Consider the following 20,105-nt stretch of genomic DNA (forward strand, 5'->3'; position numbering starts at 1 on the left):
AGCGACTGCCCGCAGCGGAAATCACGTTGCTGTTACATCGCAGTTTATTTCCGTAGTGGTAAATCACGTCGCAGTTTATAGGTTTTGTTTCAAAACAACAATCTTTTAGAAGACAGCCTATCACAAAGAGATTTGACTTAAAACTTCAGGCGGGCTAGGAAGCTTGCGCTAGACAAATAAAAAACACCCTTCAGATAAGAATATCCAAAGAGGTGTTACAACGCAACTTATTAAAGTGCCATTATAGGACCGCAGCCCAACCGTTTACCTGCATCTCCTGAAGGCTGAGATCGATAATCATCAGGATTCTGATGAATCATGACTGAATGGCCAATAACATCTTCTACATTAAAGGCATTTGTGAAAAACGACATTCTAGCATAACCATTATTCGAGAATAGAACTGGAAAATCGCCTGCATGATTTCCGTGTGGCTGATTTGTCGGATTCCAATGTCCGCCTGCCTCTTGAAAAGGTTCCGGTTTGGCTGTACTGCCGCAATCAGCATGTTGATGAATGTGAAAGCCATGTGGTCCTATTGGTGCTTGATCCCCTTGGGCAGGTTTATATGGTGGGAGCCCTGATACTTCCACCGCTACTTCTGTACCATAAGGAACGTCTGTGAAAACAACATAACCGTATAAATCTGGAGCTAATGCGCTACCTTTTATCTCTGCATACGCCCTTGATGCCATTTGTCTAACTGGATAACACATTCGATAGCCGCCGTCATATTGCCCATTGTTATTTGAATACATTTTTGTGTAATCCTCCTATATTTTCTCATGTGATTACACATCATATGCCTATCCGTTTTTTTTGTGAAAAGGAACTTTAGCTTTCAGTAACTCTTGGTTTCGTAGGATCACAGCTTGGAGCTTCTAATCCACTAGACTGTGCAAGTTGTATAAGATAGTAGCATTCCTCCCTCGCCATATGATCAGCCATCAAAGCAGAAAACGTATCAAGCACAGTACCTTCGAATTCCATTTCTTCTAATTCTCTTAGAAATTCTTTGAAAACCTTCATTTCAATTTCTGTTTGATGATTGAATCGTTCAAGGGCGGGAAACTCTTGCACATATGTCCTTAAATAACCTGCCATTTCTATTGCTTTTAAATAGAAATGGTTAAACGTCTTCGTAAATTCATACGCTCTTTTTTTTAATTTTTGTTCGGTACTATCGAGCGTATCATTAATTGCACCAGCATGACCTGCCGCATCTAATAACCAAAGAAGATGATGGTGAACCTCATGCTGAACAGGTGGTACCTTTCCTTCTTTTAAACATTCCAAAATCCGAATATATTCCTCCACTTCGTTCACCATATGATTAAGGAAACTCGGTGTTAGGTGAATAGAGATATGACCGATCAGATGCTCTTTAATTAATTCTAATTTAAATAGACGAATATGATTAGCTTGCTCATATGCTTGTTGAGATAGCTGTAATAAAGCATCACCTGATAATGATGTTCTTGATTGATCTAATAATTGATCAAAAACAGTGATGTATTTCTGTGCGGTACGAATATGATTCTTCTCATTAGGTGACAAAGAAGTATGAATAAATCGTGCATGATCACCTAAAATTTGAAGCCAAAAACGATTTTCAAACAAGCTAGCCTCTTGATAGTCTGACATGATGCTATCCCTCCCTAAATATCCACTTTCAATCTATGATTTAAAAGTGATATATATGCCCTAGTTTGTAATCCCCATCGGTAATCCATTTCATTGCCTTCTTTGATGCTTTATAGGAAAATTGTATAAGTGACGTTTAACATAGAAGGAGACAGATCTTAAGTGATTTCATTAAATATACTCGATTATTCACCAATAGATGAGGGACTAGATTCCCGCACAGCTTTGTTGCAGTCAACAGAACTAGCGAAACACGCAGAAGAATTTGGCTATGGTAGATTTTGGGTAGCTGAACATCACCACGTATTATCCGTTGCAGGAAGTACTCCAGAAATGTTGATGATGCATCTGGCTTCTTCCACTAAAAGTATCCGCATCGGTTCAGGTGGGGTCATGCTACCACATTACAGTTCTTACAAAGTGGCTGAAAACTTTCGAATGTTAGAAGCGCTTCATCCAAACCGAATTGACTTGGGTATAGGTAGATCCCCGAGTTATCGAATTGTTAACAAAGCGTTAAATGAGGAAAAAGAAAAACGACCGAACTATCAACAGCAAGTGGAAGACTTGCATAAGTTCTTTACAGATAATACATTAGGGGACCACCGGTTTAACGATTTAATCGCAACCCCTGTCATAAAAACCACACCCGAAATTTGGATGTTAGGTACTGGCGGTGGAAGTGCACAAATTTCAGCTGCGAATGGTACAGCTTTTGCCTATGCCCACTTTGCTAAACCGTCAGATACGGGGGTGAAGGTAATTGACGACTACCGAAAACATTTTCAGCCATCGTCATTACTTGAAAGACCGAAAGTAATGATAGCTGTTTTCGTAGTTGTCGCCGAAACAGAAGAAGAAGCGGAGGAAATTGCCAAGGCTTTCGATTTATGGTTGTTGTTTGTTGAGTCTGCTAATCCACCTCCATACTATCCCTCTATCCACACCGCAAAGAGCCGGGGATTAAGTTCCGTTGAAAAAGAAAAAGTAAAGAGAAATCGTAAACGGATGATCATTGGAAGAGTACATCAAGTAAAAGAAGAAATTGAAAGGATATCGAACCTTTATCAGGCAGATGAAATTACAATAATACCGAATGTTTCAGGTTCTGATAACCGAATGAGAGGTATCGAATTATTGGCGGATGCCTTTGATGTAAAGCCACCTAATCAGTAAGCTTTCTGGTAAACTCTTAAAAAGCCTACCTATACTCCCATAAGGAGATATAAGTAGGCTTTTTAATAAATTTATTCTTTTATATCTTTTTTCCGAAATTTAGCGAATGCTTCATAAACGATTGGTACAATAACGAGTGTTAGTAACGTTGAACTTGTTAACCCACCAATTACCGTCAGACCTAGTCCTTTTGAAATTAAACCTCCGCCTTCCATACCAATGGCCAGCGGAATAAGTGCTCCAATCGTAGCAAGGGCTGTCATTAAAATAGGCCTGAGACGAGTAGAACCAGCTTCAAGGAGAGCCTCTCTTGTTGAAAGTCCTTCCTTTTCCTTATGAATAACTCGGTCGATTAGAACAATCGCGTTTGTTACTACAATACCAATTAGCATCAACGCACCAATCATAGCTGATACACTTAATGGTTCATTTGCGATCCATAGTGCAACTAATCCACCGATGATTGTAAATGGTAAGGAAAATAGAATTGCAAGCGGTGCTAATGCCCCCCCAAATGTAACTACAAGAACGAAGTAGACAATAGCTATTGCCGCAAGCATGGCCAATCCTAACTGGGTAAACGACTCATTAATTTGTTCCGTTACACCGCCAAAATCAACATTCACTCCATTAGGTAATTCCTGTTCACTTATTTCATTTTCTATTTGGGTTGAAACGGCTGCTACGTCATTAGTCTTTACATCCGCACTAAGTGAAGCATACATTTTTCCGTCTCGGCGTTCGATTGTGTCTGGTGATTTTCCTTCCTCAATATCCACCACTTCCTCCACTTTTACTGTGGTTCCTAGTGGTGTTTGAATTTCAGAACTCGTGAGATCTTCAATACTGTCATATTTTGCTTCTTCCACTTCGATATAAGCATTCACGTCTTCCCCGTCATGTTTTACCGTAGTGAGTATTGGCGATTCACCATTACTACTCAGATTCATGCCAATTTGCGCTGCGGTTAGCCCATACTGACTTAACTTTTCCTGATTAGCTACCAGGGTATATTGATCATACGCTTCCGATATACTTGATTCAACATTCTCCAAATCGTTGTTTTCCTTCATAGTTGGTAAGATTTTACTTACGGCGCTTTGGATAACTTTCATATTGTCACCATAGACAAATAACTGCAATCCACTTGCTCCCATACTGGCAAAATCAATCGTTCCCCATTCACCCGTGTCAGTGGTTTCGTTTAGGGAGTCGGTAATTTTTTCACCCTCTCCACTAAACTTCTCAAAATCGTCGGCGTACTCAACATAAAATAATGCGGAATTTCCTCCACCCATGCCCATCATCCCCATTGGGCTTCCCCCACCTAAGGAATATTGATAGGTCGTAACACCTGCACGTGTACTAAAAAATTCTTCTGCATCAAGAGCTATTTCTTCCGCTTCTTCTTTTGTTTGACCTGGTTCAGGACTGTACGTAACCATCAACATTTTTTGTTCCTGGGTTGGCAAGAAACTTACGCCGATGACTGGTACTAAAAACAGACTTAAAACTAATACTACCGATGCACCTCCAAAGGTAATCAGTTTATGATTTAACGTCCAGTCAAGAATACCTTTATAAAAGTTAGCTAGTTTATTAGGCTTTTCGTCATGTTTATTACTTTCTTTTGCTGTGCTATCGTTTAATCCTTTTTTAAACAATGCGTGTGCAAGCATAGGAACTATTGTCACTGCAACAATCAAAGAAGCCAAAAGGGCAAAAACGACCGCTAAAGCAAACGGCAAGAACATTTCACCAACCTGGCCACTAACTAAGCCAAGTGGTAAGAACACAGCAATTGTAACGATTGTAGATGAAAAGACAGGTATAAACATCTGTCGTGTTGCTTCACGTATTAATTCTTTTCCACGAAGTTCTTCTCCAGGTAAAGCCATTCTTCTATATATATTTTCGATAACTACGATCGAATCATCAATCACCCGGCCAATGGCAACCGTAAGAGCACCTAATGTCATAATATTTAGGGTTATGTCCATTTGATGTAACAGAAATACTGCCATTAACAAGGACAATGGGATGGAAATGATTGAAATTAGTGTTGTTTTTATACTTCTTAAAAAGAGCAGAATAATTACTACTGCAAAGATTGCACCGAACAAAGCCTTGTTTAGCATCGTATTAACAGATTCCTCGATTGGTTCACCTTGATCAAAGGTAGTAGTTACTGTAAGACCAAGATCTTTCTCAAAGCCATTAATAGCATCTTTAACCCCGTTAACTACATTAACTGTATTCGCGTCAGCAGCCTTTACAATTTGAATTCCTATAGAATCTTCACCATTTGTTCTTGAGATAGATTCAGCCTCACCTACCACTTTAATTGCAGCAAGTTCGTCTAGTTGTACTGTCTGTAATTCCATTGAATCCTGTGCTTGTGAGGAAGTTTGACTTTGTTGTCCCAGAGCTTGCCCCGACGTGGTTCCCTCTTGAGCCGGTTGACCTGTTTGTTTTGGCGTAACAGGAATCTCCACATTCCGCAGGTCCTCAACAGTTGTAATATTCCCATCAATAACTAGATTTTTTACTTCTCCATCAAAATTGGTTAATCCTAGTGGAAAAGAGATATCTGATCCCTGAATCAATTGTTGTACTCTTTCTTGCGTTAAACCATATTTGGTCAGTTGGTCTTCATCAAAGTTAATGGTAACCTTTTTTACTTGTTGTCCCGTGATTTGTGCATCAGAAACGCCTTCAATACCTTCGAGAGTTGGCACAACATCTTCTTCTACAGCTTTTGACAGCTGTTCTAGAGAATGATTTTTATCACTAATGCTTAAGGCGATAACTGGAAATGCATTTAAACTTAACCGTGAAACTTGTGGATCTTTTGCTCCTTCTGGTAAGTTCAGATTGGACAATGCGCTTTCTACCTCATTGGTTGCCTCATCCATATCTGTATCAAAATTAAACTGTATTTGGACGGAAGAGGCATTTGCTAAAGAAGTAGAGCTGACAAGTTCTACTCCCTTCAAATTTTGAATTCGTTGCTCAATTGGCTCCGTCACTTCTTCCGCAACCTCATCTGGTGCTGCACCTGAATAAGTAGTCACTACAGATACATTTGGCAACGTAATATCGGGCATTGTTTCTTGTTTCATATTTAAACCCGAATACAAACCTGCCACAACAACCATAATAGTTAAAATCCATATAGCCAATTTATTATTAAGGGAAAAGTTAATGATTTTCTTCAAGCAGGACACTCCTTCATTACTATATTTTCATATGACTGACTGGTCAGAACATTATTTAATATAAACGATTAACACTGATTATGCAACTATTAATTTTCATGTTTTTAAAATAAAAAAATTGTATATCCCGCTAAATATCTGCTATTATGTAACTTATAATTAATCACTCAAAAAACATGACTGATTGGTCATGTCCAAATTAAAAGGACGTGCATTTATGAATGAAAAGAAAAAGAATATAATCGTTACTTCTATTGACCTCTTTGCAGATAAAGGTTTTTATTCTACATCTATTCAAGAAATTGCAGAAAAAAGCAACGTTTCCAAAGGTGCCTTTTATTTGCATTTCCACTCTAAAGATGAATTATTGCTTGAAATATTTAAATACTATTATGATTTGATGCAGGAAAACATAAAAAAAGCCACAGATGAACTCTTGAGTCCAAAAGAGAACTTTGTGAAACAAGTAGAAGTACAATTTTATGAAATATTAAAACATAAAAGCTTTATTCTTACACAGTTCAAAGAACAAGCAATTACGCTAAACAAGGAACTATTTGAATTTGTTCGATTCAAGGAATTTGAAACACACAAATGGTACAAAGAAACGCTCATTACTATTTATGGAGAAGAGGTAAACCCTTATGTTACAGATGCAGGAAACATATTTGAAGGAATTAAAAACCGTTATATTCAAATATTAATTCACGGTGACATAGACATTCAAATCCCTGAACTTGCATCATTTTTAGTAGAACGACTGGATGATATCGTTGTTAATCTATTATCCAAGAGGAGTAAACCTATACTTACAGAAGAAAAAATGGTACCCATCTTCTCTGATATTGAAGCACCAGAAGAAATGATAAAAAACGAAGTAGTTAACTACTTATTAGACATGCAAAAAATGCTTACCCAACTTAAACTTGGAGAAAAAATGCTTAATGAGCTACAAGGAGTAACTGACTTTTTAATCTCCGAAATGAAAAAACAGGATCCTAAAGAATTTGTCGTCCAAGGATTGCTAGCGAATTTTAAAGGGATACAACAATTTGATAAATATCGGAAATTAATATCGGAGAAGCTTCGGATTAGACTTTTATAATGCAATTTCAAAAGAGGAGAGAATGAACTAAAAAAGTCCATTCTCTCTTTATTTATAATACCTATTAAAGTTTAGCTTGCCTTCACAAGGGTATATAAATAGTAACTAATTTATTATTAGTTAGTTTAGAATAAGGAGTGCAATGATTAATGGGGCATTATGTTGAAGTTGAGAAAGATGTAAAGCTTTTTTGGAGGATATCGGAAAAGGTAAGCCTCTTTTGAGGTGATTAAGCCGATGTTAAGGCGCCTACCGTAATTTCCCACGGGAAACTGGAACAAATTTGTCCATTTGATTTTGCTAAAGAAATGAATAAAGGCATAGAAAACTCCAAGATTGTCCCATTTGAAAACAGCGGACATGGTATAATTCACGATGAGCGAGACAAGTTCAACTCGGATTTAATCAAATTTTAAAATAGTAATACACATTAGCAGAAAAACTGTTAAGATGAACGTATTAAATTCAAAGAGGTGTTCTGATGAAAAAAATTACATTAGCTACTAGTGATTTAGAAGTTTCTACTATTGGACTTGGTTGTATGAGGATGAAGGATCTCACAAAAAAAGAAGCAGCTCACGTAATTGAAAACTCGATGGATGTCGGGATTGACTTCTTTGATCATGCAGATATTTATGGTGACGGGGAATCTGAAGAAATCTTTTCAGAAGCGATTAACATGAACCCTTCTATTCGCGAAAAAATGATTTTACAAACAAAGTGTGGAATTCGTAAAGGATCTTTTGACTTTTCCAAAGAGCATATTCTGGAATCTGTTGACGGAAGCCTAGAACGGCTAAAAACGGACTATATCGATTGTTTACTCCTCCATCGCCCAGATGCATTGGTTGAACCTGAAGAAGTGGCTGAAGCTTTCACAAAGTTAAAGGAAAGCGGTAAAGTACGGCAATTCGGAGTAAGTAATCAAAATCCATTGCAAATAGAACTTTTAAAAAAATACATGGATCAGGACCTCATTGTGAATCAGCTACAATTTGGAATCATGCATACCAACATGATCGATGCTGGACTCAACGTAAATATGCACCACGACCCAGCTATTGTCCGGGATGGTAGTATTCTGGAATACAGCCGACTGAACGATATGACAATCCAGGCATGGTCCCCTTTCCAATATGGAATGATGGAGGGTGTGTTTGTTGGGAATGAAAAGTTTCCGAAGCTTAATGCTAAACTACAAGAAGTTGCCAAAAAATATAGTGTAACCGATTCAGCAATTGCTGTGGCATGGATCTTGCGTCACCCTGCAAAGATTCAGCCGATTGTTGGCACGATGAATCCAGAACGTTTAGCAGGAATAGCAAAAGCTTCCGACATTGAATTAAGCAGAGAAGAATGGTACGAAATCTATCTTGCAGCAGGAAATGAATTGCCTTAATGTGTTATTATCCGGAGAAAGGAATTCATCTTCTTTGGAATTCTAATGATTCGCTACTCAGGTATCCACAACTTCGAAAAAGCATAAAATTATTGACATTTGATCAGGGAAATGGTTAACTATTAATAGAATTTCAAAGGGGAGTAGCTTTAACAGTATTGTCGTCATTACAGAGTGAACTTGGATCACTCTCGGCATTACTGGCAACTTACGGTGTTGTTAGCAAGACCTTTGCCAATGTGGTAAAGGTCTTGAATTTTTCTGGAGGCCTTTACCATACTAACTGGTAAGGGCCTCTATTTTTTATATTCAGAAAGGAGAAAGACATTGGAATCAATTTGGTTAGAATATGGATGGACATTATTAATACTAATTGGTCTAGAAGGTTTATTGTCTGCTGACAACGCACTTGTTATGGCAGTTATCGCTAAGCACTTACCTGAAGATCAAAAGAAACGTGCAATAAACTATGGTATCTTTGGAGCATTTATCTTTAGATTTGGCGCTCTTTTTGCCATATCATTTATAGCAAATGTATGGCAAGTGCAGGCTATTGGAGCGGCTTACCTCATATACTTGGGTGTCAAGCATATTATTGTGACATATTTCGGTTCAGAAAAAGGCGATACAGAGGCCGAGAAAGAGAATGAACCTGCAGGAAGCGGATTTTGGCCTACAGTAGCCAAGATAGGATTGGCAGACCTTGCTTTTGCAATTGATTCTATTCTCGCAGCCGTTGCACTTGCATTGGCTCTTCCAGACTCTCCACTGCCGGACTTTGGCGGAATGGACGGAGGTAAATTTATAGTTGTGGTAATTGCCGGTGTTGCAGGTCTAATATTGATTAAATTTGCAGCGACCTGGTTTGTTAAACTTCTAGAAGTACGACCTGGTTTAGAAACAGTTGCGTACATGATCGTTGCTTGGGTCGGTATAAAACTTGCTGTTATAACACTTTCCCACGATAAGGTTGGTGTATTGCCTCACGACTTCCCACACAGCACTGGATGGACTCTATTCTTTTGGGGTGTACTCCTTTCTATTGCTATTGGCGGCTGGTTTCTTTCAGGGAAGAGCGCTAAAAAAAATTCAGAATAGCAGAGCTTTATGCATGGAAAATTGTATTTCATATAATAATCTAAAAATCCTAACTTGATTTTTTCAAGTTAGGATTTTTTATATGGAAAAAATGATACGTTTCTATCTATTTATGAATGTACTTATACATTGTATCAACAGCATAATTAATTCTAAGTCACATTATTTTCACTTGTTAAATCAAGAATTCTTACTGGATTTCCGGAAATATCTTGAAAAATAGCATAGCGTCCTGGAGGTATATCACATGGATTCTTTACAAAGTTTACTTTATCTTTTTTCTCTTCATAAAAGGCATCGACGCTATCTACTACGAACATACCTCCAGCCGGTAAACCTTCGTTAGCGTCTTCAATCATCAGCTGAATATCTGTATCTGGTAATTTCAATGCAACAGTATGATCTCCCTCACGCCATGCTTCTTCATACCCAAGAACCTCACGGTAATACGTTAAAGATTCTTTTACGTTTTTTACGGGATAATACAAAAAAGCTAATTTCATTTCATTACCTCCCAATAAAATATTTTTATCATAAATTACATAAGTGGATCATGTTTAACATAATCCTTTTACGCATCGATGTCTCCTTTTTTGAGATGTCTAGCCTTTCTATACATGCAATTGATGGGTTTAATACTTTCTATACATTCCATGCGATTTAGGGTATGTATATGTAAATCCAAATTGCTCATAAAGTTTATTAGCCGGATCTTCAGCTATAAGGCTTACATAGGAGCTAGGATACGTATTTTGCTCTAGATATCCCATTAATTTCTTCATGATTAACTTTCCGATACCTTTTCCCTGATGATTTGGTTTAACTACTATATCCACTATCTGAAAAAAGGAACCACCATCACCTATTATACGCCCCATCCCTATTAAACTATTTTCATTATAGATACATACTGTAAACAACGCGTTTTTCAAACCAATTGTTGCAGCTTCCTGGGTCTTTCCACTCATTCCACCCTCAACTCGTAAATCATTATACTCGATAGGGGTTGGTGGTTCATAATTAATTTTCAAATCTTTATTCAATCTAAAAACTCCTCACGTGAACTGATTTTTCCATGCTGATAGTTTAGTACAACAACACCCCTATTACTAACATTCTATATCTTTACGATAAATCCTTCTTAATCCAAATTAGGTATTAAACTTGGTTTGGAGGTAATAATTGTTATTACCTTAAAAAGTATAAAGATTGGAGACATGGATAATGTTACCTAAAAAATTAATACAGGCATTAAACAATCAATTAACGAATGAGTTGCAAGCATCACATTCATATACAGCGATGGCTTCTTATTTCTCTCAACTAAAATATAAAGGTTTTGCGAATTTTTGGCTGGTACAGGCAGAAGAAGAGCGTGAACATGCGATGAAGTTTTATCATTATCTGGTCACAATGGGCGAACAACCGCTTCTTCAAAAATTAGAAGAGCCCATTAGTTCATTTACTAGTCCATTAGAAATTGCGCAAAAATCACTAGAACAGGAAAAAGAGGTTACACAAAACATTTATGATCTAGTTGATTTAGCCAATGAATTGGATGAGCACGCTACTACTAACTTCTTACAGTGGTTCATTGATGAACAAACGGAAGAGGAAGAAACCTTTGAGGATATTATTAAGAAGCTAGAGGGAATTGAAACAGGTAATGATTTTTTCTTAATCATGGACAAAGAGTTTTCGGAAAGAAAATTGTAAGTACCTCTTATAAATAAAAAAACTTGAGATTTGCATAATATGCAAATCTCAAGTTTTTTTATATGAAAAGTCGGAAATAACTTCTGCACACATAAATCTAATATATTGTATATTATCAATGTAAATCTGTTTATTGTATAATTAATATATAGTTCTACAAAATTACTTTGGAAAGGTGAATACATCATGCCGATACCTTCTGATCATTCAAAACCAATCCGTCAATCAGCAAAAGATAGTGTATTCAACCAACTTCAACAATGGATAATAGATGGCACGCTACAACCTGGAGAAAAATTAAATGACAATGAACTTGCACAAGCGTTAGGTGTCAGCAGAACTCCAGTCCGTGAATCATTGCAACTTCTTGAAGTACAAGGATTTGCAAAAATGTATCCTGGAAAAGCGACACAAGTTACAAAAGTGAGGAAGGAATCGATAAAAGATCTTCTCCCACCTTTAGCAGCAATACAAGCATTATCCGCTGAATTGGCCATTTCACACTTAACAGATGAAATCATCGCGTTACTCGAAGATACAAACAAAAGATTTGCTGAAGCAATACATTCAGGAAATTATTATTTTGCTTTAAAACTTGATGAAGAATTCCATCAGATTATCGTTGATACCGCGAATAATCCTTATATTCACAGCATTGTTGCATCACTGCAAACCCATGTTAGGAGATTATTCTTCCATAACTCGATTATCTTAACTGAAAAGTCCATTGAAGAACATATTACTATTATTAAGTTAATGAAAGAAAACGATAGCGCAAAGGTTTCCGCAATTATGAAAAACAATTGGCTTCGTGCAATTGATGAGTTTTCTTCCCTAAACTCTGATTAAAAAACCGGTTCTCTCCTCTAGTGAGAGTACCGTTTATTATTATTCATAAGCTGTGGATAGTGTGCTATTAAGCCAGTAATTGCTATAACCACCAATGATGGCAACAACCATCCCAGTCCTTGGTTATATAACGGAAGTGACTTTTCATAGAAGGAAATGATCGGTACCATCCACCCGAAATAATCAAGACCAAGTGAGTCACATAAAGCTTTTAAACCATCAATACTGCTGATCAGAAATGTAACAGCAATCGCCGAAACATAAACAATACGTGCATGATTAAATAGTGGTGACAAAAACGTCAGAATCATTAAGACAATCGCTAGCGGATAAAGGAACATTAAGACAGGAACTGAATAAGTAATAATGTTTGCTAATCCAAAGTTCGCAATCACAAATGTGATCCCCGAAAAAAACAAGACAAATAGCTTGTAACTGACTTTCGGAAGCAGTGTGTGAAAGTATTCCGAACATGCTGTTGTTAACCCAATGCTCGTTGTTAAACAAGCGAGCGTAAGAACAATTGCTAACATAACTGACCCTAGTGTTCCAAAATAATAAGATGCTCCACTACTGAGCACTGGTCCGCCTGTTTCAAAAACCCCGAAAATTTCTGTACTTGTCGCTCCTAAGTATGCAATTCCAACATAAATTAATCCGAGTAATGCGATTGCAACAGCTCCAGATTTTGCAGTTGCAAGAAGTATTCCACTTTTAGATGTTATGCCCATCGATTGAATTGCCCTCATAACAATAATACCAAATACGAGAGAAGCAAGCGCATCCATCGTGTTATATCCCTCTAAGAAACCTTCTAGGAAAGCACCATTCCCGTAAGTTTCCTGTGGCGGTTGAATAGTCCCCATTGGGTTAATGATGACCATGAACAAAAAAATGACAAGAAAAACCAGAATTCCAGGCGCTAATATTTTCCCCACATTATCAACAATCTTTTTTGGATTCAAAGAAAACCAAAGGGTAACAGCAAAAAATAGCAATGTAAAAATGAACAAACCACCTTGTTGAAATCCTTCACTTACAAATGGCGCGATACCAACTTCATACGCCACAGTACCTGTCCGTGGAGCTGCAAAAAAGGGTCCAATTGTCAGATATAGCAGCGAAGTGAAAAATATACCATAAATTGGATGAACCCGGCTAGACAGCTCCTGAAGATTCTGACTCCCTGAAAAACTCATTGCCAAAATTCCTAGTAACGGTAGTCCAACTCCAGTAATTAGAAATCCTAATATCGCTGGCCATAAATTGGTTCCAGCATGTTGACCGAGCTCCGCTGGGAAGATTAGGTTTCCGGCACCAAAAAACAATGCGAACAACATAACTCCTATTATTGCGTAAGATGAAAATGACGGTTTGTCCCTCATATGAATCTCTCCTCTAAGATGCTACATACTAATTTCGAGCACATAAAGTTGTACTTAGTTTATATGCTATATGCAATATATCAATGAAGCATATCATACTACTTACCTAAGCAAAATGCAATATATCACATATTTTTTTGGAGTCAGTCCCCTACCGTTTTAACGCTTTAACATAATGAGCGACTAATCACTTTCCGATTGTTTGGGAGATAGTTTAGGCAACAAACTTATTTCAACAACCGCAATCGATATGCATTCATTGCCGTTTCCCCCAATTGATCAAGGAGATTATAGTTAGCATAGGCGCCAATAATCGCACCAAGCCCCGGAACTAACTGGAGCATTTTAATCAGATCAATATAGTCCCGATATTCCTGTTGGAACACTTGCCAGTCCATATCAACGAGTGTCTTCTTTTGTTCTTCCCAATTCTCAATGATATAAAAGGTTTCCTTACGCTTTTCATCGCTAGAGAAAGCAAGATGAAAAACATGAAGAATGAATAAGCGTTCCTCATATTCTCTTGTGTCAAAACCGTATACTGCAGCCGCTTCAAACAAGAACTTCATTTTTATAGATAAGAGCAAAGGGAAATCAGCAATTCCCAGGAAAACACCACCTGCACCTGTTCCAGCCCCTTCTACAACAGCAGTTTTCCGATAAGCAGTTAACTTTTTCTGCAGAAGTTCATCTCGTTCATGAAGATTCATACCCGTTAATTGGCTTTTCTTCGTTGTAAGATTCGAACCGAACAAAGTCGCCTTCACCATATTTTTAATGCTTTCTGTGATAACTTTATGAACTCTTTCAGGAATCTTCCTATTTATTTTCGTTTGCACGTTTTTCGACATTCGATTAAAAAGACTGGACTGTTTTAAAATCTTATTTTTCCAGGCCTGTATTTCTTCATGTACCTTCTTTTCATAGTGAGTCATTTGAGTTCCGCCCTTTACCAATACTGTTATTCTCTAGCTTCTATTGTATCTTATCTTTGTTTCTTTTTTAGTAAAAATAACGTAAGATGAATAGGATGTAAATTAAGAAACTTTCTAATGATTGGAGTACATACTATGAAAAATAAACAAAATGGCCTTAAGCCATTTATCTCTCTTATTCTATCAACTAACATTCCAAAGCTTGGGCTAGTTATTGGATTAATCGCAAGTGTGATTACCACGCTTGCCGGTCTTGTTGTTCCATTACTAACCAAAAATTTAGTAGATGACTTTTCTGTATCATCGTTAAGTATACCCCTAATAGTTGCAATTGTTGCTGCATTTGTCATTCAAGCAGTTGTAAATGGAGTATCCATTTACCTACTAACAGCAGTCGGGCAGAAAATTGTTGCTAAGCTACGCGAAAATATGTGGGCAAAACTCATACGACTACCTGTCAGTTATTTTGATAAAACATCCAGCGGTGAAACAGTTAGTCGTGTAGTAAGCGATACAAGTATTGTCAAAGATTTAATCTCTCAACACTTCCCACAATTTGTTACAGGAGTAATTTCTATCTTCGGCGCTGTTACTATTTTACTAATTATGGATTGGAAAATGACCTTAATCATGCTTCTTTCTGTTCCAATTACGTTAGCGATTATGATCCCACTTGGACGAAAAATGGCAAAAATATCACGTGGATTACAGGATGAAACAGCTGTATTCACTGGAAATATTCAACAAACACTTGGAGAAATCCGCTTAATGAAATCATCCAATGCTGAAAAGAGTGAAGTAACAAAAGGATTATCTGGAAAGGATTATCTGGAATTGAAAAGTTACTAGGATTCGGATTAAAAGAGGCACGTATCTTTGCCTTTATTGCACCCGTTATGTATCTAGTTATCATGGTCGTTATTGTAATGATAATTGGTTATGGTGGAATGCGTGTTGCTAATGGTGCTATGTCAACCGGATCGCTCGTTGCTTTCTTACTCTACCTTTTCCAAATTATTATGCCAATCACCTCTTTTGCAATGTTTTTTACGCAATTACAAAAGGCAAAGGGTGCTACAGAACGTATTATTAATATATTAGAACTACCATCAGAAGCAGGTCAGGACGGCTTAGAAATGGATATTGCAAATGAATCTATACACGTCATAGACGTAGCGTTTTCTTATAGTGAAGATGAGCCTGTACTTAAACAAGTTTCGTTTGAAGCTCAACCAGGTGAAATGATTGCATTCGCCGGTCCTAGTGGAGGTGGTAAAACCACGATGTTCGGATTACTTGAACGGTTTTATGAACCATCTGCAGGTGAAATACGAATTGGAAACACTCCGATCAAAGATTTATCAATGGAATCATGGCGCAGTCAAATTGGTTATGTTTCTCAGGAAAGTGCAATGATGTCTGGAACGATTCGCGAAAATCTATGTTACGGATTAATTGATTGGGAGTTGGTAAAGGATGAACGTCTTTGGGAAGTAGCCAAAATGGCATATGCGGATCAATTTATAAATTATTTCCCAAATGGATTGAACACAGAGGTTGGTGAGCGTGGCGTGAAGCTATCGGGTGGACAAAGGCAACGAATTGCTATTGCCCGTGCTTTTTTACGAGACCCTAAAATTCTCATGATGGATGAAGCAACAGCAAGCTTGGACAGTCAATCGGAAGGTGTTGTTCAACAAGCCTTAGCACGGTTAATGGTTGGACGTACAACCTTCGTTATCGCCCATCGGCTATCAACAATTGTCGATGCAGACAAAATTATATTCATTGAGAATGGGCAAGTTACAGGTAGTGGAACTCATCGCAAATTAACAGAATCACATGCGTTATATCGTGAATTTGCTGAACAGCAATTAACATAAGTGGAATCTTCCCCCTTGACTTATCAGAGGACAGATCACCCATGGACATTTTCCCAATCCTTGGAATAAGATAGTTAAACTTAATTAAAGGATGATGAAAATGGACCCCCAAGTTTTACCTGTTTCGATACAAACAATGATACTGCAACGGAAGGGAACCACTATTTATTACCCGCAAGTAATTGGTTTATCGAATACGAATGTGCAACAAACCATTAATCAAACTATCTTCCAGCTGGTTCAATCGTTGATTCAGCAGCAATATCAGATGCAAGGTACCAATTCATTCACAGAAATGATTGGATCCTTTGAAATCAAAACAAATGAACGAAATATTCTCAGCCTATCTTTTATCAATTATGCATATGCCTATCAACATGCACACGGTTTAACATTAATGAAGTCTTTGACCTTCAACGTACAAACCGGAAAACAATATCAACTTAAGGATTTGTTTAAACCCGGAAGCGATTATGTAGATGTTCTTTCAAAAATTGTTCAAAATCAAATAAACGAGCGAAATATACAGCTTTTGGGTGATTTTTCGAAAATATCACCTGATCAGGATTTCTATATCGCTGACAAAGCCCTTGTCCTTTATTTTCAACTTTACGAAATCACGCCGTATTATGTCGGACTTCCGATGTTCCCGATTTCCGTATTTTCTCTACAGGACATCATTGATGAAGATGGCCCACTCGGGCAAATGGCAGTGAATAATTAATGCGAGGTCCCCCACCTGGTGGGGAACAGACCTCGCTATTTGTAAATCTTTTGCACCTCATATTTAAATCCAAGGTACTGATAACCTTGTTTTCTATACATATCCCTCGGTGTATCTTCACCATCAGCGACTAAAATTACTGTTTTGTCAGGAAATCTATCCATGACAGACCTTTGCAGCATACTACCTATTCCTTTTTTCTGATAAGTATCAAGAACATTTAATCCATCAATTTCAACTGTATCACCTGCAATAATGACATCTACTGAACCAACTGGAGTCCCTTTATAAAATGCCATAACTTGCAGAATGGCAGGATCCTCAAAATTACCTTTATGCATGTTTATTTTTTGTTTAGCAAATTCCTCACCAAACTGCAGTTCCTGTTGGTATTGTAAAGATAGGAATGTTTCAAAATTATCATCTTTGACTGCTTCAATATTTATGTCTACGTTATTATCTGTTTCAGGAAATTGATTTGGTTGAGTAACATATAATTCCTGGAAACTAAAGTCATAACCAGAATCCTTAAAATACTGAATTAACTCTTCTGCCGGTTTTTCATTTTCAGGTAAATAAAACTTCACGTGTTTCTGACCCTTTTGCTTATGAAAGTCTCTTAGATAGTTAGCCGCTTCCTTAAACTCATCCATAGATGGCATTTTTTTAAATTGAATAAAATTACTGTCATACCGAACTAACATTTCTGGGTAATGAAAGTGTTTGTATTGACTATTTTCAAATACGACATGGCCAGTCATATAGATATTCTCAAATGTTATCGTATTCATTGTATCCTCCTCCTAATCAACTTTTTAGATAACTTAATTGTAATCGATAATGTATACTTTTTATATAACTTTATGTATTTAAATGGAAAAACACACGGTCATTGTCAATCGACTACGTGTGTTTTTAAACTTGATTAATTGTGATAATGATTGGCAACATAATTCCAATCCTCTTTAAACTTTCCCCATAAATTTGGGCGACGTCTAACAGCTAAAGGATGATAAGCAACAGACGTCCGATATCCTTGGACATCATGCGTAAAACCACGTAAAGACTTTACATCAACGTCAGGGTTTTGAAAAAAGGATTGGACTGCTACGTTTCCTAAGCAAAGAATAAACTCAGGCTGTTTGACTTGAAGTTGCTGGCTTAGATGAATCATACAAGTTTCGCGAACCAGCGCCTTTTCATATGACCGTGTCGGCTTTCTTTTTAAAATATAGGTCACATACAAATCATCCATATTTAGCCCAACGTCATTGGCTACCTGTTGTAACGTTTGCCTTGTTCCACATACAAATCCATTTCCATCCCGATCTTCACGCAAACCAGGATTATCAAGGATTACCATAATGGGTGCATCCGGGTTCCCTTCACCCCAAACCATTCTAGATCCATGCTCGTATAGACCGCATTCCCTGCACTCCTTACAATTATCTGGAGTTGACTCCTCCTGCAAAGAAACTGGACAGAAATCTGTCAACGACGTTCCCCTCCTAACTTTTTCACTTAGTGTATCCACATTTACCCTAAATAATAAACGGACTTACACCGCAATTTAAATGGCATAAGTCCAAGATAAAAAACTATAATTTTCCCTCTGCAAGTTCCAATTGCTGTTCAATTTGCTCTGCGGCTGTCCCGCCCTTACTTTTTCTTGCTCCTACTACATGCTCTGGCTCTAAATAATTGAAAACATCTTCTTCAAATAATGTGCTAAATGTTTTATATTCGTTCATATCTAAATCTAATAAATACTTTTCTTTTTCAATAGCATAAATTACAATCTTTCCAATGACTTCATGTGCTTGTCGAAAGGGCATGCCTTTTGTGGCCAAATAATCGGCAATGTCAGTTGCATTTGAATAATCTTGCGTTACGGCATTTCGCATCTTCTTATCATTCACTGTCATCGTTTCTAACATTGGAGCAAGAAGTGTCAATGAGCCTTCTAATGTGTCCGCCGTATCAAACATGCCTTCTTTATCCTCTTGCAAATCTTTGTTGTAAGCTAAAGGCAACCCCTTCAATACGGTTAGTAGACCAACTAAATCGCCAAATACACGTCCAGTTTTCCCTCTTAATAGTTCGGGAACATCTGGATTCTTCTTTTGCGGCATGATGCTTGAACCTGTACAAAAGGAATCGTCAAGCTCAATAAACTGAAATTCCTGACTGCTCCAGATCACCATTTCTTCCGATAGTCTTGAAAGGTGCACCATTAGGATTGATGCGATCGATAAAAACTCAAGAATAAAATCCCGATCACTTACAGCGTCCATGCTGTTAGGGTAAACATCATCAAATTCTAATAGTTCAGCAACACGGTCACGATTAATTGGGAAGGTTGTGCCAGCCAACGCCCCAGCTCCTAAAGGAAGAATGTTAACCCGCTTCAGACTGTCTTGTAACCTTTCTTTATCCCGTTCAAACATCCAAAAATAAGCTAATAAATGATGGGCAAACGAGACCGGTTGCGCACGTTGAAGATGGGTGTATCCGGGCAAGATCGTTTTAATATTATCTTTTGCCTGCGTGATGATAGCAGACTGAACCTTTTCCAGTAAATCGACAATTGCCTTCGTCTTGGTACGAAGATAAAGATGCATGTCTGTTGCCACTTGGTCATTTCGGCTCCGCCCAGTGTGAAGTTTACCGCCGACTGGACCGATTTCGTCGATTAGAAGTTTTTCGAGATTCATATGAATATCTTCGTGTTCAACCAGAAATTCAATCTCATCCTTCTTGAGTTTCTCTAAAATTGTTTGTAACCCAGCTTGAATAACTTTTGCTTCATCAGAGGTGATAATACCACACTCGCCGAGCATTTGAACGTGGGCAAGACTGCCCTCAATGTCTTGATTCGCTAATTTTTGATCAAATGAGATAGATGCTGTGAATTCGTCAACAAGTTTATTTGTGTCCTTTGTAAACCGTCCACTCCATAGCTTTGCCATAGTA

17 protein-coding genes and 1 pseudogene are annotated in these 20,105 nt (G+C 37.5%); 8 read left to right on the forward strand and 10 right to left on the reverse strand.

Annotated features, from left to right (window positions below; translation table 11 throughout):
* Positions 1-230: 230 nt before the first annotated feature.
* Both AC3G7N_RS14630 and AC3G7N_RS14635 read right to left on the reverse strand, forming a co-directional pair.
* Positions 231-716: a superoxide dismutase family protein gene (locus AC3G7N_RS14630; protein ID WP_489422972.1), complete on the reverse strand. Its 486-nt coding sequence runs from the start codon at positions 714-716 to the stop codon at positions 231-233.
* A gap of 118 nt (positions 717-834) precedes the next feature.
* Positions 835-1,644 (reverse strand): DUF2935 domain-containing protein, encoded by an 810-nt coding sequence (locus AC3G7N_RS14635; protein ID WP_489422912.1) that lies wholly within the window; start codon positions 1,642-1,644, stop codon positions 835-837.
* Between the two features lie 162 nt (positions 1,645-1,806).
* Between AC3G7N_RS14635 and AC3G7N_RS14640 the strand changes: the two genes are divergently transcribed.
* The gene (locus tag AC3G7N_RS14640; protein ID WP_489422913.1) at positions 1,807-2,820 is read left to right on the forward strand and encodes an LLM class flavin-dependent oxidoreductase; all 1,014 of its coding nucleotides are present in this window, start codon (positions 1,807-1,809) and stop codon (positions 2,818-2,820) included.
* 71 nt (positions 2,821-2,891) lie between these two features.
* Here AC3G7N_RS14640 and AC3G7N_RS14645 read toward each other — a convergent pair whose 3' ends face one another.
* Entirely contained in the window at positions 2,892-6,038 is a 3,147-nt protein-coding gene (locus tag AC3G7N_RS14645; protein ID WP_489422914.1) for an efflux RND transporter permease subunit, read from the reverse strand.
* A gap of 190 nt (positions 6,039-6,228) precedes the next feature.
* Here AC3G7N_RS14645 and AC3G7N_RS14650 point away from each other — a divergent pair, with 190 nt between their 5' ends.
* The 3 genes from AC3G7N_RS14650 to AC3G7N_RS14660 all read left to right on the forward strand — a co-directional run bounded on the left by AC3G7N_RS14650 (position 6,229) and on the right by AC3G7N_RS14660 (position 9,640).
* Positions 6,229-7,143 carry a TetR/AcrR family transcriptional regulator gene (locus tag AC3G7N_RS14650; protein WP_489422915.1) on the forward strand — a complete coding sequence of 305 codons (915 nt, stop codon included), beginning with the start codon at positions 6,229-6,231 and terminating at the stop codon, positions 7,141-7,143.
* A 481-nt stretch (positions 7,144-7,624) separates the two neighbouring features.
* Positions 7,625-8,542: an aldo/keto reductase gene (locus AC3G7N_RS14655; protein WP_489422916.1), complete on the forward strand. Its 918-nt coding sequence runs from the start codon at positions 7,625-7,627 to the stop codon at positions 8,540-8,542.
* Between the two features lie 327 nt (positions 8,543-8,869).
* Positions 8,870-9,640 (forward strand): TerC family protein, encoded by a 771-nt coding sequence (locus tag AC3G7N_RS14660; RefSeq protein ID WP_489422917.1) that lies wholly within the window; start codon positions 8,870-8,872, stop codon positions 9,638-9,640.
* 152 nt (positions 9,641-9,792) lie between these two features.
* Here AC3G7N_RS14660 and AC3G7N_RS14665 read toward each other — a convergent pair whose 3' ends face one another.
* Entirely contained in the window at positions 9,793-10,143 is a 351-nt protein-coding gene (locus AC3G7N_RS14665; protein ID WP_489422918.1) for a VOC family protein, read from the reverse strand.
* A gap of 129 nt (positions 10,144-10,272) precedes the next feature.
* Positions 10,273-10,683 carry a GNAT family N-acetyltransferase gene (locus AC3G7N_RS14670; protein ID WP_489422919.1) on the reverse strand — a complete coding sequence of 137 codons (411 nt, stop codon included), beginning with the start codon at positions 10,681-10,683 and terminating at the stop codon, positions 10,273-10,275.
* A gap of 181 nt (positions 10,684-10,864) precedes the next feature.
* Between AC3G7N_RS14670 and AC3G7N_RS14675 the strand changes: the two genes are divergently transcribed.
* Both AC3G7N_RS14675 and AC3G7N_RS14680 read left to right on the forward strand, forming a co-directional pair.
* Entirely contained in the window at positions 10,865-11,356 is a 492-nt protein-coding gene (locus AC3G7N_RS14675; protein ID WP_489422920.1) for a ferritin, read from the forward strand.
* A 186-nt stretch (positions 11,357-11,542) separates the two neighbouring features.
* Positions 11,543-12,205, forward strand: a complete 663-nt coding sequence (locus AC3G7N_RS14680; RefSeq protein WP_489422921.1) for a GntR family transcriptional regulator — start codon at positions 11,543-11,545, stop codon at positions 12,203-12,205.
* Positions 12,206-12,222: 17 nt separating this feature from the next.
* Here AC3G7N_RS14680 and brnQ read toward each other — a convergent pair whose 3' ends face one another.
* Both brnQ and AC3G7N_RS14690 read right to left on the reverse strand, forming a co-directional pair.
* Positions 12,223-13,590 carry a branched-chain amino acid transport system II carrier protein gene (gene brnQ, locus AC3G7N_RS14685; protein ID WP_489422922.1) on the reverse strand — a complete coding sequence of 456 codons (1,368 nt, stop codon included), beginning with the start codon at positions 13,588-13,590 and terminating at the stop codon, positions 12,223-12,225.
* A gap of 227 nt (positions 13,591-13,817) precedes the next feature.
* Positions 13,818-14,525: an EcsC family protein gene (locus AC3G7N_RS14690; RefSeq protein WP_489422923.1), complete on the reverse strand. Its 708-nt coding sequence runs from the start codon at positions 14,523-14,525 to the stop codon at positions 13,818-13,820.
* Positions 14,526-14,660: 135 nt separating this feature from the next.
* On the opposite strand from AC3G7N_RS14690, the pseudogene AC3G7N_RS14695 reads away from it, so the two are divergent.
* Positions 14,661-16,408, forward strand: a pseudogene (locus tag AC3G7N_RS14695) (ABC transporter ATP-binding protein).
* Positions 16,409-16,508: 100 nt separating this feature from the next.
* Positions 16,509-17,132, forward strand: coding sequence for a DUF3298 and DUF4163 domain-containing protein (locus tag AC3G7N_RS14700; RefSeq protein ID WP_489422924.1), 624 nt, complete (start codon positions 16,509-16,511; stop codon positions 17,130-17,132).
* Positions 17,133-17,167: 35 nt separating this feature from the next.
* On the opposite strand, the gene AC3G7N_RS14705 is transcribed toward AC3G7N_RS14700, so the two are convergent.
* From AC3G7N_RS14705 to argH, 3 genes are all read right to left on the reverse strand, one after another.
* Positions 17,168-17,923, reverse strand: a complete 756-nt coding sequence (locus AC3G7N_RS14705; RefSeq protein ID WP_489422925.1) for a GNAT family N-acetyltransferase — start codon at positions 17,921-17,923, stop codon at positions 17,168-17,170.
* A 134-nt stretch (positions 17,924-18,057) separates the two neighbouring features.
* On the reverse strand, positions 18,058-18,627 hold the full coding sequence (locus tag AC3G7N_RS14710) for a uracil-DNA glycosylase (protein ID WP_489422926.1): 570 nt from the start codon (positions 18,625-18,627) through the stop codon (positions 18,058-18,060).
* 103 nt (positions 18,628-18,730) lie between these two features.
* Positions 18,731-20,101, reverse strand: a complete 1,371-nt coding sequence (argH, locus tag AC3G7N_RS14715; protein WP_489422927.1) for an argininosuccinate lyase — start codon at positions 20,099-20,101, stop codon at positions 18,731-18,733.
* Positions 20,102-20,105 lie beyond the last annotated feature (4 nt).

Source organism: Virgibacillus carmonensis (genome assembly GCF_057836705.1).